The 14,503-nt window shown below is 41.5% G+C and carries 17 protein-coding genes; 6 read left to right on the top strand and 11 right to left on the bottom strand.

The window, feature by feature from the left end; genetic code table 11:
- Positions 1–842: thermosome subunit (locus FJ354_03175; GenBank protein MBM3905672.1), on the bottom strand; the 842-nt coding region annotated here is incomplete at its 3' end.
- A 42-nt stretch (positions 843–884) separates the two neighbouring features.
- A complete protein-coding gene (locus FJ354_03170; GenBank protein ID MBM3905671.1) occupies positions 885–2,597 on the bottom strand; it encodes an adenine deaminase in 1,713 nt (570 codons plus the stop codon).
- A 122-nt stretch (positions 2,598–2,719) separates the two neighbouring features.
- Here FJ354_03170 and FJ354_03165 point away from each other — a divergent pair, with 122 nt between their 5' ends.
- Both FJ354_03165 and FJ354_03160 read left to right on the top strand, forming a co-directional pair.
- Positions 2,720–2,998: a 50S ribosomal protein L44e gene (locus FJ354_03165; GenBank protein MBM3905670.1), complete on the top strand. Its 279-nt coding sequence runs from the start codon at positions 2,720–2,722 to the stop codon at positions 2,996–2,998.
- A complete protein-coding gene (locus FJ354_03160) occupies positions 2,995–3,195 on the top strand; it encodes a 30S ribosomal protein S27e (protein ID MBM3905669.1) in 201 nt (66 codons plus the stop codon). The genes FJ354_03165 and FJ354_03160 overlap by 4 nt, the downstream gene beginning before the upstream one ends.
- Here FJ354_03160 and FJ354_03155 read toward each other — a convergent pair.
- The 5 genes from FJ354_03155 to FJ354_03135 are packed head-to-tail and all read right to left on the bottom strand — an operon-like array spanning position 3,178 to position 7,306.
- Positions 3,178–3,741: a 5-deoxyadenosylcobinamide phosphate nucleotidyltransferase gene (locus tag FJ354_03155; protein MBM3905668.1), complete on the bottom strand. Its 564-nt coding sequence runs from the start codon at positions 3,739–3,741 to the stop codon at positions 3,178–3,180. The genes FJ354_03160 and FJ354_03155 overlap by 18 nt on opposite strands.
- Positions 3,738–4,463, bottom strand: a complete 726-nt coding sequence (cobS, locus tag FJ354_03150) for an adenosylcobinamide-GDP ribazoletransferase (GenBank protein ID MBM3905667.1) — start codon at positions 4,461–4,463, stop codon at positions 3,738–3,740. Before cobS ends, FJ354_03155 begins: the two co-directional genes overlap by 4 nt.
- Positions 4,456–5,418: a cobalamin biosynthesis protein gene (locus FJ354_03145; GenBank protein MBM3905666.1), complete on the bottom strand. Its 963-nt coding sequence runs from the start codon at positions 5,416–5,418 to the stop codon at positions 4,456–4,458. Before FJ354_03145 ends, cobS begins: the two co-directional genes overlap by 8 nt.
- Positions 5,412–6,230, bottom strand: coding sequence for a cobyric acid synthase (locus FJ354_03140; GenBank protein MBM3905665.1), 819 nt, complete (start codon positions 6,228–6,230; stop codon positions 5,412–5,414). The genes FJ354_03145 and FJ354_03140 overlap by 7 nt, the downstream gene beginning before the upstream one ends.
- An 11-nt stretch (positions 6,231–6,241) precedes the next feature.
- A complete protein-coding gene (locus FJ354_03135) occupies positions 6,242–7,306 on the bottom strand; it encodes a threonine-phosphate decarboxylase (GenBank protein ID MBM3905664.1) in 1,065 nt (354 codons plus the stop codon).
- Between the two features lie 80 nt (positions 7,307–7,386).
- On the opposite strand from FJ354_03135, the gene asd reads away from it, so the two are divergent.
- From asd to FJ354_03115, 4 genes are all read left to right on the top strand, one after another.
- Positions 7,387–8,469 carry an aspartate-semialdehyde dehydrogenase gene (asd, locus tag FJ354_03130; protein ID MBM3905663.1) on the top strand — a complete coding sequence of 361 codons (1,083 nt, stop codon included), beginning with the start codon at positions 7,387–7,389 and terminating at the stop codon, positions 8,467–8,469.
- Between the two features lie 77 nt (positions 8,470–8,546).
- Entirely contained in the window at positions 8,547–8,996 is a 450-nt protein-coding gene (locus tag FJ354_03125) for an Lrp/AsnC family transcriptional regulator (GenBank protein ID MBM3905662.1), read from the top strand.
- Positions 8,997–9,048: 52 nt separating this feature from the next.
- Positions 9,049–9,978 carry a protoheme IX farnesyltransferase gene (locus FJ354_03120; GenBank protein ID MBM3905661.1) on the top strand — a complete coding sequence of 310 codons (930 nt, stop codon included), beginning with the start codon at positions 9,049–9,051 and terminating at the stop codon, positions 9,976–9,978.
- 475 nt (positions 9,979–10,453) lie between these two features.
- Complete coding sequence (locus FJ354_03115) at positions 10,454–10,939, top strand: hypothetical protein (protein MBM3905660.1); 486 nt, start codon at positions 10,454–10,456, stop codon at positions 10,937–10,939.
- A gap of 251 nt (positions 10,940–11,190) precedes the next feature.
- Here the strand turns inward: FJ354_03115 and FJ354_03110 are convergent, their stop codons facing one another.
- From FJ354_03110 to FJ354_03095, 4 genes are all read right to left on the bottom strand, one after another.
- Entirely contained in the window at positions 11,191–11,574 is a 384-nt protein-coding gene (locus tag FJ354_03110; GenBank protein ID MBM3905659.1) for a hypothetical protein, read from the bottom strand.
- 307 nt (positions 11,575–11,881) lie between these two features.
- A complete protein-coding gene (locus FJ354_03105; protein MBM3905658.1) occupies positions 11,882–12,310 on the bottom strand; it encodes a universal stress protein in 429 nt (142 codons plus the stop codon).
- A 440-nt stretch (positions 12,311–12,750) separates the two neighbouring features.
- Positions 12,751–13,170 (bottom strand): pyridoxamine 5'-phosphate oxidase family protein, encoded by a 420-nt coding sequence (locus FJ354_03100; protein MBM3905657.1) that lies wholly within the window; start codon positions 13,168–13,170, stop codon positions 12,751–12,753.
- Positions 13,171–13,217: 47 nt separating this feature from the next.
- Complete coding sequence (locus tag FJ354_03095; protein MBM3905656.1) at positions 13,218–14,492, bottom strand: ammonium transporter; 1,275 nt, start codon at positions 14,490–14,492, stop codon at positions 13,218–13,220.
- Positions 14,493–14,503: the final 11 nt, after the last annotated feature.

Genomic DNA, 14,503 nt, shown 5'->3' with positions numbered 1-14,503 from the left:
GACTTGAGCATTCTGTTTTCTTCTTCTAGGAACATTTGCATTTGAGTTGGGTCGGTAATTCTGATTTCTGCACTCATTTCTGTTTTTTCTACTTCTAGTGCTGCATTGAGTAGTGCGATTTTTGCCTTTTCAATTTTGGTTGGCATTCCACTGTGAACGACTTCTTTGTCTAGGACTATGCCCTTGATAAGCTCTGTCGCTTGGATGGAGCTGCCTGCCTTTTTCTCTACTTTGATGTTATCTAGGTCAACTACGTATATGTCGCCTTTTTTTTCTGCTATGCGCAATACTGCATCGACTACTAGTTTTGCTAAAACGCTTGAATCTTCAGAGATTAATTTTGATTGCATGCTAGTTGTTGCTATTTTGAATAATGATTCTTCGTCAGTTGGCTCGATTTTTTTTGCAATTTGTGACAATAATTCCATGACTTTTTCCTGTGCTGCCTGATATCCTTCTATTATGACTGAAGAGTGGACATCCTTTGCTAGTAGTTCTTCTGCTTTTTCTAGCAATGCACCTGCAAACACGACTGAGGATGTTGTACCGTCTCCTACTTCATTGTCTATAGTTTTTGAGATTTCAACCATCATTTTTGCTGCTGGGTGCTGGACGTCGATTTCCTTCAGTATGGTAGCACCGTCGTTTGTGATAGTGACATCACCAATAGAGTCTACGAGCATTTTGTCTAGACCCCTTGGACCAAGGCTTGTTCGGACTAGATCGGCTACAAGTTTTGCAGCCATTATGTTGTTTTTCTGGGCGTCCCTGCCTTTTTGCTGGAGGGCGCTTTCCTTTAGAACCAGGACTGGTCCTTGTGGTGTTTGCTGAATTGAAGCCATACTAGATAAAAAAAATCTTTTGAACCCTTTTTTAAAAGTTTGCTAGGCTAGCGTGGGTATTATAGATCGCTTTTTTACGTCAATAATTCCAGAATGTAGGATCCTAACTGACGGTAAGGCAAGAAATGGCAAAAACAGTGGCATCAGGTGCGGCCTTGGGAATTTGCAGCCGGCATCCCGTAATGTTTGGTTTAGGCTCGTAAATTTGGCCAGAACATCGTCAAAGGAATTCTTTGATATGATTCCAGCCACTTGGAGCGGCAAAAATGACATGACTTTGCCGTCCTTTGCTATTACCATTCCACCCTGGGATTTTACCAGATGGTTTGCTGCTATGGTCATGTCTTTTTCTGTAGAACCAATAACAATTAGATCATTTTCATGAAAGTTCCACGTAGATGCAAATGCTCCTACATCTGCCCCAAAGTTTTTCAGAAATCCTATTGCGTGCTTGCCTGACCCGTATGTCCTATCAAATGCTGCTACCTTCCAGATGTCTTTTTCTCTGGATGGTGTGACATTTCCTTGCTCTACTGCAAGTTCTGCAGTAGATAATTTTGTGATGATTTCAGTGTCCATTTCGATTAGGTTTGCGGTGACTGTGTGGCTTTTGCTTGGAATTATAAAATCAGATTCAGAGAACTTCTTTAGCTTGACTGTCTTTGTAATCCAGGCAGGTAATGCATCTTTTCTTATCTTGGCTACAATGCTTCCATTTGATACTACTAGCTTGCCGCCAACAAATACGCGCCTTGGCTTTTTGGTCAAGTCATCAAAGACAAGCATGTCTGCTAGCTTGCCCGGAGCAATTCCACCAATGTCATTGCCCATTTTGTAATAGTCAAAGATTGTTTTTGATGCACATGCTACTGCATCAATTTTATCCATGCCCAGTGCAATTGCCTCTCTGACGCAATGATCAATGTGACCGTACTGTGTGATGTCAAGCGGGTCTAGGCCGTCTGAGCAAAACATCAGCCTTGAAAGATATGGTTTGTTTTGCAGGATTTGCGGTATGATGTTTTTTAGATCACGCCGAATGGAGCCCTCTCTCATCATAACCCACATTCCTAACCTGAGTCTCTCCATTACCTGAGAATAGTCGATTGGCTCATGACATGAGAAAATTCCAGAGGAAATGTACGCGTTAAGCTTTTTGTCTGATGCTCCCGCTGTGTGGCCGTTTATCAGACAGTTTTGGTCAAGCATTTGTGCAAGCTTTTTCATTGTTTTTTGGTCTCTGCTTGTGACCTTGGTCCACGAGAACACTTCACCCAATCCCACAATTCCATTCAGATTTAGGGCGGACTTTTCTTCTGATAATGATAGTGCTTTTCCGTGGCTAAATTTAGGATCTACTGGTATGCCGCCAGGAGTTACAGAGAAAATCCTAATTGGTAGTCCAGAGCACGACTTTACAAATTGTTTTAGTCCAGCAAATCCGCAAACACTCACGATATCTATTGGATCTGAAAAAAGGCTCGTCGTTCCGCAAAGAAGCGATCGCTTGGCAAGCTCTGATGGCATTACAAACTGGTCAATGTGAACATGTGGATCTGCAAATCCCGGTGTGAGATATTTTTTTTCTAAATCTATTATGGTAGTTTTTGGTCCTGCGGCGTGTGTTGCATCTGGACCGACATATGCGATTCTATCAGCTGTAATAGCAACTTGGGTGTCTGTGTTGATCTCTTTGGTGTAAACGTTGATCAATGAGCAATTCTTTAGAATGATGTCTGCCTTTTTGTCGCCCATGGCAACTGCGTTGAGTGAGTTGATGGTATCAAGACGTGACACGCCAATCAGTTTGGAGTAGGCTCTATTATAGGTTCAATGAGGAGCTATTGTTTAAATTACCAGCTAGGCGGGCTTTCTCTATGAACGTACCCAAGGAAATGAACAGATATTGTCCTAAATGCAAGAAACATACTGCTCAAAAGGTAGCCTTGTACAAAGCAGGCAAAAGAAGAGGCTCTGCCATTGGTGAGCGAAGACACGAAGAGGACAAAAAGGGGTACGGAGGACAAAAATTCCCAAAACTTGCAAAACCTGCTAAAACTACAAAAAAACAAACATTGATTTTTACATGCCCTATTTGTAAAAAGAAAACAATGAAACATGGGATTAGACTACGCAAATTGGAGTTGACTGCATGACAAAGCGAGCACACATTTTGGTTCCAAAGCCAAAGAGCAAATTCCAAAAGGTCCAGTGTAAGGAGTGTAGTGCGGAGAACATTTTGTACTCACATGTCACTTCAATCGTTACATGCAAGTCTTGCGGCAACGTAATTGCAGAACCAACTGGCTCTGTTGCAAAGATTCACGGAACTATACTAGGAATTCTGGAATAAGTCGTAATCTGACTTTGTGTTCAGATTAACTGCAATTCTTTTATCATCAAATATAGTACAGGTTTCCCTCTTTGATCCTCTTGGATTTACTATGGAGATTCCGGTGTAATAGCATTGAACGCCATTTACATCTGTGGAATATTCAAGAGATAGGTTGTTTTGGTCTAGGAATTTTTTTGTCACAACAAAGCTCTGCCAGTCTTTATTTTGGTATTTTGATACCAAGTCTTGTATCACATTATGATCTAATAATGGTAGATCACCAGAGGTCACAAAAACTGGCTCATCAAACTTGGATAATGCAAAATTGAGATCATAGACATAGTCTTGTCCGTTTGTTGGTACAATACCCGTATGCTCTGAGACAAGCTTTTCCGTGTTTGGTGAATTTGGGCTTGTTACCGCAATTATTTTTGTAAAACACTTGGAATTCTTTAGTGCGTCAATTACGTGCAATATGACTGGCTTTTTGTATTGGAGAAGAAGTTTTTCACCCGGTATACTCATCCTTGTCCCCTTGCCTCCTGCCATGACCAGTCCAATCATAGCGATGCAAACACTAGAAATGCAGAAACCCGTGCCAGCTCGTTTGTAGCACCCATAATGTCACCTGAGATTCCGCCAAAACTACGCCTAGAGACGCCTATGATAATCAGAGTTATTACTATGGCAGCACCCAATGCCACAAAGCCGGCATTGTTCTGAAATGCTACAATTATCGATATGGTAATTATTCCTGCAATGACTAGCTTTTTTCTGTCCTTCATTGATTCGATAAATGTCGAGTTAGAACCCTGCCAAGCAGAAGGACCAATGCTTGCAGACAACACCATGCAAAATTTGGCAATAATTTCTCCAATCAAGATTGCATAAAACAGCTCAAAGCCCTTCATGAAAGAGAGTGCAATAACAGCAGCTGCGACATAAAGCACAATGGTAATTATTCCAGCAGAGCCGACCTTTGGGTCCCGCATCACCTCTAGCTTTTTTTCTTTTGTTCCCTTAACCATGATACCATCTGCAAAATCTGATAATCCATCAGTATGGTGTATGCCAGTGATCAGTACTAGGCCAGCAGTAACTAGCAATCCAACTACTAGTGGTTCTAAAAAGAAAGACATTCCCCAGCCTGCTGCTCCAAGCAACAAACCAATTGCAATTCCAATTACTGGAAATAGATACATGTGTTTTGCAACAGTCTGCAGATCAGAATTTCCTGCAGGAATTATTGTAAGAAATGAAAACACAGAACCTGCTTGTCTAAACATGAATCCACCAACCAAGATAACTCAACACCATGATTGACGGTATTGTCACAATTCCACAAAACAGAACACACGTTGTCTTCATTAGTGTGACTGCTGATTTGAAATGAGTATAATCCAGCTCTGCTGTGCCATTGCCCAGAGAATAATGATCGATTTTCTCAAACCTTGTGTGTAATGCACCTGCCATTGCAGCCATAGGAATTCCTGCGTTTGGGCTTGAGGTCTTGTTTCCGTCTTCTCTCATTGTATGCAGTGCTCCTCTCCAATCTGTACCTACGATTAGCGCGGCAAGTACCATCACATAACCAGTGATTCTTGCAGGAATATAGTTGAGGATCTTATCGCAATTTGCTGCAAACCAGCCCACGTTGGAAAATATGGAATTTCTGTAGCCTATCATGGAGTCAAATGTGTTGATTGTGCGATACACAAATGCTCCAGGGAAGCCAAACAAGCCAAAATAGAAAAGCGGTCCTGTAACGCCATCCACAATGTTTTCGCTTGTGGTTTCTAGGACTCCGGATACCACATGGTTTTTGTCCAGCTGTTTTGTGCTTCGCTTTACCAGCATTGCCAGTCGTTCTTGGGCTTCGCCTAGGTTGTCTTGGTGTAAAGACTCCATTACTTGCTTTCCGTGCTGCTCTAGGCCGCGTATAGCAATAGTTGTCTTGAGCAGAACAGAACCAATTAGAACCATCAATACCGTTGATATTATTTCGGTAGTACTGGTAAATACTTCAAAGGATACCAGCAGGGCAGCAACAAGTCCAGTAATTGATACGGTTACAGTTATTCCGCCAATCTTTTCCATGGTTGGATTTTGTGATTTTGCAAATGGAATTAATCTAGCAATCATAGTTCCAACCCATGCAGTTGGGTGATACTTTGATCTTGGGTCGCCAAAAGCAAGATCAAGTAGTATAGCTCCAATTGCGATCAAAATTGGGATCATGATATCAACCTCTCTATTGATTTGATGTCAATATTTTGCTGCGTTATCTTTGCCAGCTTTTCAATTTGGGTGTCTAGTTTCTGCTTGTTTTGCTTTCTGAACAAATGGATTTTGTCGTCAAGTGAGTCTTCGTTTGGCAACTCTAGGTCAACTAGAGGCATTACACCTAGAACGGATTTAGATGTTATTTGCCTTAGGCGCCTAAATCCAGGCTCCAGTAGCTTTTTGTTTCCTCTGAACTTGTTTATGATGAATCCCCTGACCAGACTTTGTTCTTGCTTTGATAGTAACATCATTGTGCCTGCAATGCTAGCAAATGTTCCCCCCTTTTCAATGTCGGAAACAAGAATTACTGGAGAATGCGTCTTTTGTGCTATCTTCATGTTTGCAATATCATATTTTTGCAGATTTATCTCGGCAGGTGAGCCGGCACCCTCTAGGATTATCAGATCATATTTTGATTTTAGGTGTGAAAACGAATTCATTGCTGTTTTAATTCCACGACCTAGTGCAAATTTCTCATAGTAGGTTTTGGCTGACATTTTCTTGAACGGTTTTCCTTGAATTACGACATTACTAATATAGTCGCCAAGTGGCTTTAGCAAAATTGGATTCATGTGCGGGGAGATCTCGGCACGGGCTGCAATTGCCTGAATCGCCTGCGCCTGAGATATCTCAAAGCCGTCCTTGTAGGAATAATTTGACATGTTTTGTGACTTGAATGGTGCAACGCGGTATCCACGATTTGAGAAAATCCTGCACAGCGCTGTCACGAGCGTGGTTTTTCCTGCACCGGACGACGTTCCTTGAATCATTAATGTTCTAGTCATGATATTTTCTCCAGTGCAGATACCAGCTTTTGGTTTTCTTTTCTAGTCCTAACTGCTATTCTGATATAATGCGAGTCGAGTCCGTGGAAATTTCCGCAATCTCGCACCAAGATATTTTTTCGTATTAGTTTTTTTTGCACAAGACTTGCTGGCTGTTTTGTTTTGATCAAAAGAAAGTTAGTCGCAGAACTAGAACATGAAAAACCTTGGATTTTCGATATTGAGTTTATGAGAAACTTGGATTCTGATTTTATTAGCTTTCGTGTTTTTGTAAGAAATGTCTTATCAGATAATGCCGCAATTCCCGCCTGATGTGCTAACTCATTTACACTCCAAGGAACCTTGATCTTGTTTAGGATAGAGATGATGTCTTTGTTTCCTATCGCATATCCTACGCGCAATCCTGCAAGGCCAAATGATTTTGTCAGAGAGCGCAGGACAAAGAGATTTGGATATTTTTTGACCAAACCAATGACGGACTGGTTTGGTGTCTGGGTCAGCTCGATGAAGCATTCATCTAAAAATACAAGAGAAGATTTAGCTTTTGCTACCTTGATTATTTGCATAATAGACTTTTTTTGTAAAAGCTCGCCTGTAGGATTATTTGGATTGCAGACAAAAACTAATCCATTTTTCGGGATTTTTTTTATGAATTGTTCCAGATTAGATTGTAGATTGAGCGTTGCAAAGAATTCCGGTTTTGCCCCATAGAGTCGAGCTGCCGCTTCATATTCTCCAAATGTGGGGGAAATTATAAGAACCTTGGATTTTGATGTAGCCCTGCAAAAATCATAGATTATTTCGGTTGCTCCGTTTCCTATTGTGATGTTTGCAATTGGCATTCCCAGATATTTTGAGAGGGTTTGTTTTAGCTTTGTAGAATTGTGATCCGGATATGTTGGAATTTTGGCATAGTCGATTGCCTTTTTGATTATGTCGGGAAATCCCAGTGGGTTTACATTCGAGCTAAAATCTATGATCCTAGGATCATACACAGAAATTGAATAAGGTCCGCCATGGTGGACTGTGCTATGAAATTGGATGTTTTTGGCATACTTCATGAATCAAGGCAGGCTGTGACGGGTTTAGTTGTTGCGGTCTTGGGGCTAAGAATTATTAATTGATCGCACAAAAATTTTCCTTGATGAAGAAGCGCGTAGCAATCTTGGGCGCAACAGGCGCCGTAGGGCAGGAATTCCTCTTATCCCTAGAGAACCACCCATGGTTTGATGTGACCCAACTTGCGGCATCTGAGAGATCTGCAGGCAAAAAATACATCGAGGCTATTCGCGATCCTAACTCCGGCATAGTAAAATGGCAAGTAGGTGGGGATGTTCCAAAATATGCACGTGACATGCCAGTAGTAGCAATTAATGATGTCAAAGTATCAGAATTAGACTTGGTCTTCTCAGCAATAGAAGATGAGGCAGCTCGAGACATTGAGACCAAATTTGCCAAAGATGTTCCAGTGGTATCAACGTCATCTGCATACAGATATGAAGAGGATGTGCCAATCTTGATTCCTGGAATCAATGACGACCACGTTGAGCTAATCGAGCAGCAAAAAAAGAACAGAAACTGGAAGGGCTATGTCTTACCACTACCAAACTGCACCACAACTGGTCTAGTCATTACAATGAAGCCGCTGTACGAAAACTATGGCGCCAAGCGAGTAATCATGACATCAATGCAAGCAATCTCTGGAGCCGGACGCTCGCCAGGAGTATCCGCACTGGATGTAACTGACAACCTAATTCCGTACATTCCAAAAGAGGAAAACAAGGTCAGAGTAGAGACTGCAAAAATCTTGGGCAAGCTAAAGGATGGCAAGATAGAGCCAGCAAACATAAAGGTGAGCTGCACATGCACGCGAGTTCCAGTAATTGATGGCCATACAGAATCCGTCTTTGTTGAAACATCTATGCCAGCAAAGGCAGAAGATGTAAGACATTCCATCGAGGAATTTTCAAATCACATCAGCGTTACTGGATTACCTTCGGCACCAAAAGATTACCTAGTAGTACACCAGGACCCGACAAGACCACAGCCAAGAATCGACAGACATCTTAATGACGGTATGACCACATCTATGGGAAGACTGGAAGAAGACCAAATCTTTGACAATGGTTTGAAGTATGTGCTATTTTCTCACAACAAGAAAATGGGCTCTGCAAAAGGAGCAGTCTTGTTGGCAGAAATGCTGTACAAAAAAGGAAAAATCTAGAAAAATTTTACAATTTTTTCTCATTAACTTATAAAACAGTAAAGGAATTTGTCGAGCAGGTGTTTTAGACGGCAAAAATTGATGACCTAGACCTGACTATACTGTCGGAGCTATCCGAGGATGCTTCAATTTCCATTCCAAGACTATCGGAGAAAATCAAGGTAAATCCGTCCGTTGTGTATTCTAGAATCAAAAGGCTTACTAAGAAAAAGCTTATCGAGCGATTCACCATCGTAGTAAATGACAAGGAACTAGGCTATGGGGTAAAGGCTTTGACTGGAATTAACATGGACTCTAAATTCCGAGACAACATAATTGATGAATTATTCAAGATAAAGGGCATTAGGGAGATATCCGAGGTAACCGGCAGATTCGACATCATGGTGACAATGTACGCCCAGAATCTAGCAGAAATGCACAGGCTCTTATCAGAAGGTGTGGGAAGAATAGAGGGCGTGCTGGCATCAGAGTCTTTTATTGAGATGAAGCGCAGGACCAAGACTATGCCGTATAACCATTCGGCCTAGGGGCATGTTACATTTAATTTTGAATAATATTACACGTGGAGTAGGGAAATAGATGCAAAGGACTCTGACCAAGGGCAAAATTGCTACATATTACGAGCTGACTAAGCCGAAAATATGGTACCTTTTGGTGTTTACTGCATTTGGTGCTACAATAACAGCATCAAATGTGTATGATGTGGAAGTGTCGCCGGCTACTTGGGCTTTGATGATTTTTGGAGTAGCCGCAGGATCAGCTGCTGCCAATACTTTGACTAATTATCATGACAGGGATATTGACGCAATAATGGAGAGAACCAAGGGTCGACCGATTCCATCTGGCAGAATTTCACCTCCGGAAAAGGCGCGTGACTTTGGGCTGGTACTAGCTGGTATATCTTTGGCATGTGCATTTGCAATATCATACACTGCTGGATTCTGGAATGGAATCTGGGCCGGAATTTTCATGGCTTTTGGTCTCGTAAACAATGTAGCAGTATATTCTCATGCGCTAAAGAGGCGAAGTAGAACCAACATCATTCTGGGCGGCCTTTGCGGAGGGGCCCCTCCATTGATTGGCCATGCTGCAGTTACTCTACAGGGACTGTGGGATCTTGGAATGGTCATGGCAGGCCTAGTCTTCATTTGGATTCCAATGCACATCTGGGCACTAACTCTGCACTTTAAAGACGACTACAACAAAGTAAACGTTCCAATGCTTACTGCGGTACAATCAGAAAAGACATCAGCTAGAGTGATTGCCATTTCCACACTTGTCATGGTATTGTTCAGTATAGTGCCGTTCTTTTTGACACATGATGGAAAACCTGTAATGACAGAGGTATACCTGTACACCGCAATTGCATCTGGGGTTTTGATGCTGGTGTTGTCATTTTGGGTTATAGCAAAGCCATCGGAGAAATCATCCTGGGTTTTGTTTAAGTTTTCCAGTCCATATTTGGCAGTGTTGTTCATTGCGCTAATGGTTGATTCAGGTCTTCGATAACTAGGCAGAACTAGGCAGTTTTGTGCGTAAATGTATCAATTCGGAATTTGAACCCAATACCGTTGGGGTTAAACTAGGCACTGATAATTTCTACGCTCGTCTTTAATATCAAAAAATTTTGAATTAAAATCAGACTGTGGATTGGGAAGTCCCGACCGGAGCCCCAACGACCACACGTCCTATCTCGCGCTATTTTTTATCTTTCAAAAATATCATTGATTACTGAGGAAAACCTAATGGATTTTCCTGTCTTTTTTCGATTCTTAAAATGTCGATCTTGCAGCCCTGACCTTTTGCTGTACTTATTGTTTTGACATGGATTCATTGGATGAGGTTGGCTCTTCTGTTGCGGGATTGATTGTGGTCAGATTACGCATAATTATCAAGTATGGGTCTGATAAATGATGGTGTTATTTACCAATCAAAACCAATCACTACCAAATATTTATATACCAATGAATGGTTCTAATAACCAATGGATGGAATGAAATACCAAGACCCGACAAAGGATCAGGTAGACTCTCCTCCACAACAAAAGGTGCAAAAAATGACAACAAACGAAACAACAAAAGACGTGTTTTCAGTATACACCAAGAGCTTTGACAAGCTAAAGAGCGCATTAGACAAATCTGCTGCACAGTCACTGCAATCATACACAAGCCTAAACCAGGAGCTAGTAACTTCTTGGACTAACTTTGTGCACACTGCAGTAACAATCCAGCAAAGCGTAGCCAACAAAGTTGGTATGAACTATTCTTTGCCAGAACAAACTATCACAGCAGTCTCTGATGCGACAGAGGCATTTGTAAAGGCAGTCGAGACAAACAATAAAGTTGTCCAGACAGCATTTGATGCAACAATCCAAAACGTAAAGACAATCAACCAAAACGCATCAGCCTTTGCAGACATGGGCCAAAACATCATTAACTCTTGGATTAGTGCCTGGAAACCACGAAACTAAATTTACTCTTTTTTTCTTTTTTTTTATTCTAGATCTGAATATCGGCATTATTTTTGTAAGAATTAGAACAATTTTACAAGAAAAGATCAGAAATCACAAAATAAGGTTTAACATTTTCCACACAAAATGTGCCGTATGAAGACCGAACCAGATAATACTATGACATCATAATATAGGATCGGCATCGGTAGCTGTCGCCAAAGTACAATCCCGTTTTTGGCCTTAAGCTAGGGGTGCCGGATTTTTTTGCGCTACTTGTTTTGTTTTTGAATCTTGTCTAGTGCTTCTTTTGATTTTGCCTCTGCATCTTTTGTAAAGTTCTTCCAGACATTTTGCCAGTTATCGAAAAACGCCTTGAATGATGCGGATCCAGACTCTTTCCAGAGATCTTCCCATGCTTTTTGTGACCACTGGTACGGATTTTGCTCAAACTGCTTTGCCATGTTTTGCCAGATCTCGTTGTATTTTTTCATCTCCTCAAAGTTGGATGATTTTAGTGCCTGCTCAAAGCCCTGGATGTACAACTTAAACGTGCTTGTTGCCTGCTCTTGCATTGCCTGAAACGATTTTGCCCACAGCTCAGTTGCATGTGAGTAGGCATCTAGCATATTGTTTTGCTTTTGGTCTTTTTCCATGGAATAATAGAAACATTGATGCAAAAATAGTTGTTGTTGATTATTGTTGTGGAATCTTGAGTGTCTTTAGATGAGCATTTGCTTGTGTACTCAGTTTACCTTCCGCAAAGACATCATCGTAGCAATAATTCATGGAAAACAAACTTCCATCGTGCCAGTAAATTTGGTTACGGGTTTGGCAATACATTGGTGCTTTACACCAAGTTGAGTTAAGGTAGAAATCTATTAGAATCGGCCAAAGATTTTGTATTCTTGTTCTAAAATTAGGAAATCTCCATTTCCGATGAGCTAAACAACAGTGGTAGCTTTAATGGACTAGTAATACCGGACATTGTGCTTTTTCAGAGATGGCTCGTGAGACGCTTCCAAGTGTTTTGATTTTTTTAATACCGTGCAAACCTTGGCTTCCCATTATTATCAGGTCCATCTTTCTTCCTTTTGCAAATCTAAGAATTGTCTCTTTTGGGGATCCCTTGATGAGTTCATAATCGGCATTGGCCCCTTGTTCTTTGCAGTCAATTACTTTGTTACGCAGTTCCAGCTCTATTGAGGACAACGATTTATGGGGCTTTTCGGAGTCAGTTACTTTACTAGTAAGCCTTGATGGCAAGTCCTTGTCCAATACAGTTAGAAACCACAGCTCCGAGCCAAATTTTTTTGATATTTCAATTGCTGTATCTAGTGCTTTTTTGGAGAAATTCGAGCTATCATATGGAACAAGAATTCGCTTAAACATACAACATACAAGAAACAACCAAATTAAATCATTTTTTATTAGATTTAGTATACGATAAATTATAGAGAATTCGTGGTGCGCAGGTTCACATGATGCCAGGCTTGGGGCCGACAAGAGATCCTCCCGCGTACCAGCGTGTATGACATACGTGATGGTATCATTAAAGGAACACTACTGATTCATACGATCAAATCATACTTGCCTATATTGTTACAACTTGGGACACATCAGATATGGTGATTATTCCCTTAGATGCAGAATTTGTGTTCTTTTTTATCGTGTCAATTACTTTGTCCAACCAAACTGGAAAAATGTCTTGACTCGCTTCAAATAGATAAAATTCGCGACCTTAATTTAACAGGCTGGATTGATTTTCAAAGGTAATAATTTTTCACTGATGATTTTTTCCAAACGTAGCTCAGATTTTCAGAGCTAGAAATCTAGCCATATGGAGAAATCAGAGGATCTTTCGATTTTTCATTTGGTTTGATAGAATAGATCTCCTTAATGTTTAGAGCCCAGACTTTTGTAGATATTCCCTTAAACCCAAGCTCCTTTAGCTTTTGCGCCGCCTGCTCATTCATATCTGGATCTGTTATTTCTTCTGCATCGCCCTTGAGCTGGAATCCAGAGCGATTTGCCTGATCCACTATGGCAACTGTGATTTTTGGCCATGACTTTATGTTTGCATATGTCTTGTTCATGTATGCGTCTGCGAAGACGATTTTCTCTTCCTCCAGTATTGCCATTACAAAGCGAGGCGAGATGTTCGGCGTGCCCATTCTATCCACGCTTCCGACAAGGACCATGTTTCCCTGCTGAATTATGAGCTGGACTATCTCGTCGCTTACTTTGACCATGCCTAGATCTAATTAGAACATCAACGATATAACTCGTTATTTGATTATCAGATTTTTTGATTTTTTTGAGATTCTTCGTCTATCTTGAATTCTTCCTCATCGGAATACGCCCGTTCCGCATGCTCGCCAATGTCTAGACCTATTTCCTCTACTTCCTTTGATACTCGAATTCCGATTAGTAACTTGATAACCTTCAGTATGGCAAATGTTCCTCCAAACCCTAGTACGGCTGCAACGGCTACTCCTATTCCCTGAATGACAATTTGATCTGGGTTTCCAAAGAGCAATCCGTTTGGTCCGGCTGGGTTGATTGCAGCAGATGCAAAGATTCCAATTGCCAGAGATCCAATTATTCCTGCAATTCCGTGAACAGAGCTAACATCCAGTGCATCATCAATTTTCAATCTGTCTTTGATTATCAATACACCGATATACGATGCAAGGCCTATTGCAATGCCAATTACAAATGAGTGCTCTACGCTTACATAGCCAGACGCTGGTGTGATTCCTGCAAGGCCTGCGATTGCTCCGTTGATTGCAGCTACTATGCTTGGCTTGCCCGTTCTCATCCATGACAATCCAACCCAGATCAGTGCAGAAATGGACGACGCCATGTGAGTAACAATTACAGTATTTCCAGCTACACCGCCAGAAGAAAGCGCGCTTCCTGCGTTGAATCCAAACCAGCCTAGCCAGAGTAAGGACGAGCCCAGTACCGCAATCGGAATACTGTGCGGAACCATTATTGACGGCCCATAGTTTCTTCTCTTGCCCAAAACAATGGCAGCTGCCAGTGCTCCCATTCCAACACTAGTGTGAATTACAATACCTCCCGCAAAGTCAAATACTCCAAGATCTCCTAGCCATCCCCCACCCCAAACCCAGTGAGTCAGAGGATAGTAGATTAGAGCAGACCATGCCACAATAAATATGATAAACGAAGAAAACTTCATTCTCTCTGCAATAACACCAGTCAAAAGCAACGGCGTGATTGCAGCAAACATTAGCTGGAATTTAGCAAACAACACTCCAGGGATTGTGGGCGCAAATGGTAGCGAGTCGTCCCATGGTACTCCCTTTAAGAACACATAATCTAGATTTCCTACAATGCCGCCAGTGTCTGGTCCAAACACGAGACTAAATCCAAATACAAACCACATCACGCTAAGTAATGCAAGACCAAAGAAGATCTGCATGAAAATTGAAACCGTGTTTTTTCTTCGCAACAGGCCAGCTTCGAATAGGCCCAGTGCCGGAATCATCAATAGGACCAAGCTACCAGCAATTAGAATCCATGCTGTATCTCCAGAGTCTATTGGCACAGTCGAAGCGA

This window comes from Nitrososphaerota archaeon (genome assembly GCA_016872055.1).
Taxonomy (GTDB): Archaea; Thermoproteota; Nitrososphaeria; order Nitrososphaerales; family Nitrosopumilaceae; genus Nitrosotenuis.
This window is presented reverse-complemented; position numbering and strand designations above follow the sequence as displayed.

Excerpts from the sequence above, each read along its gene's own strand:
- FJ354_03170 (MBM3905671.1), bottom strand. The coding sequence starts at position 2,597 with ATGGGCGACAAAAAGGCAGACATCATTCTAAAGAATTGCTCATTGATC.
- FJ354_03165 (MBM3905670.1), top strand. The coding sequence starts at position 2,720 with ATGAACGTACCCAAGGAAATGAACAGATATTGTCCTAAATGCAAGAAA.
- FJ354_03160 (MBM3905669.1), top strand. The coding sequence starts at position 2,995 with ATGACAAAGCGAGCACACATTTTGGTTCCAAAGCCAAAGAGCAAATTC.
- FJ354_03155 (MBM3905668.1), bottom strand. The coding sequence starts at position 3,741 with ATGATTGGACTGGTCATGGCAGGAGGCAAGGGGACAAGGATGAGTATA.
- cobS (MBM3905667.1), bottom strand. The coding sequence starts at position 4,463 with ATGTTTAGACAAGCAGGTTCTGTGTTTTCATTTCTTACAATAATTCCT.
- FJ354_03140 (MBM3905665.1), bottom strand. The coding sequence starts at position 6,230 with ATGATTCAAGGAACGTCGTCCGGTGCAGGAAAAACCACGCTCGTGACA.
- FJ354_03135 (MBM3905664.1), bottom strand. The coding sequence starts at position 7,306 with ATGAAGTATGCCAAAAACATCCAATTTCATAGCACAGTCCACCATGGC.
- FJ354_03120 (MBM3905661.1), top strand. The coding sequence starts at position 9,049 with ATGCAAAGGACTCTGACCAAGGGCAAAATTGCTACATATTACGAGCTG.
- FJ354_03115 (MBM3905660.1), top strand. The coding sequence starts at position 10,454 with ATGGATGGAATGAAATACCAAGACCCGACAAAGGATCAGGTAGACTCT.
- FJ354_03110 (MBM3905659.1), bottom strand. The coding sequence starts at position 11,574 with ATGGAAAAAGACCAAAAGCAAAACAATATGCTAGATGCCTACTCACAT.
- FJ354_03105 (MBM3905658.1), bottom strand. The coding sequence starts at position 12,310 with ATGTTTAAGCGAATTCTTGTTCCATATGATAGCTCGAATTTCTCCAAA.
- FJ354_03100 (MBM3905657.1), bottom strand. The coding sequence starts at position 13,170 with ATGGTCAAAGTAAGCGACGAGATAGTCCAGCTCATAATTCAGCAGGGA.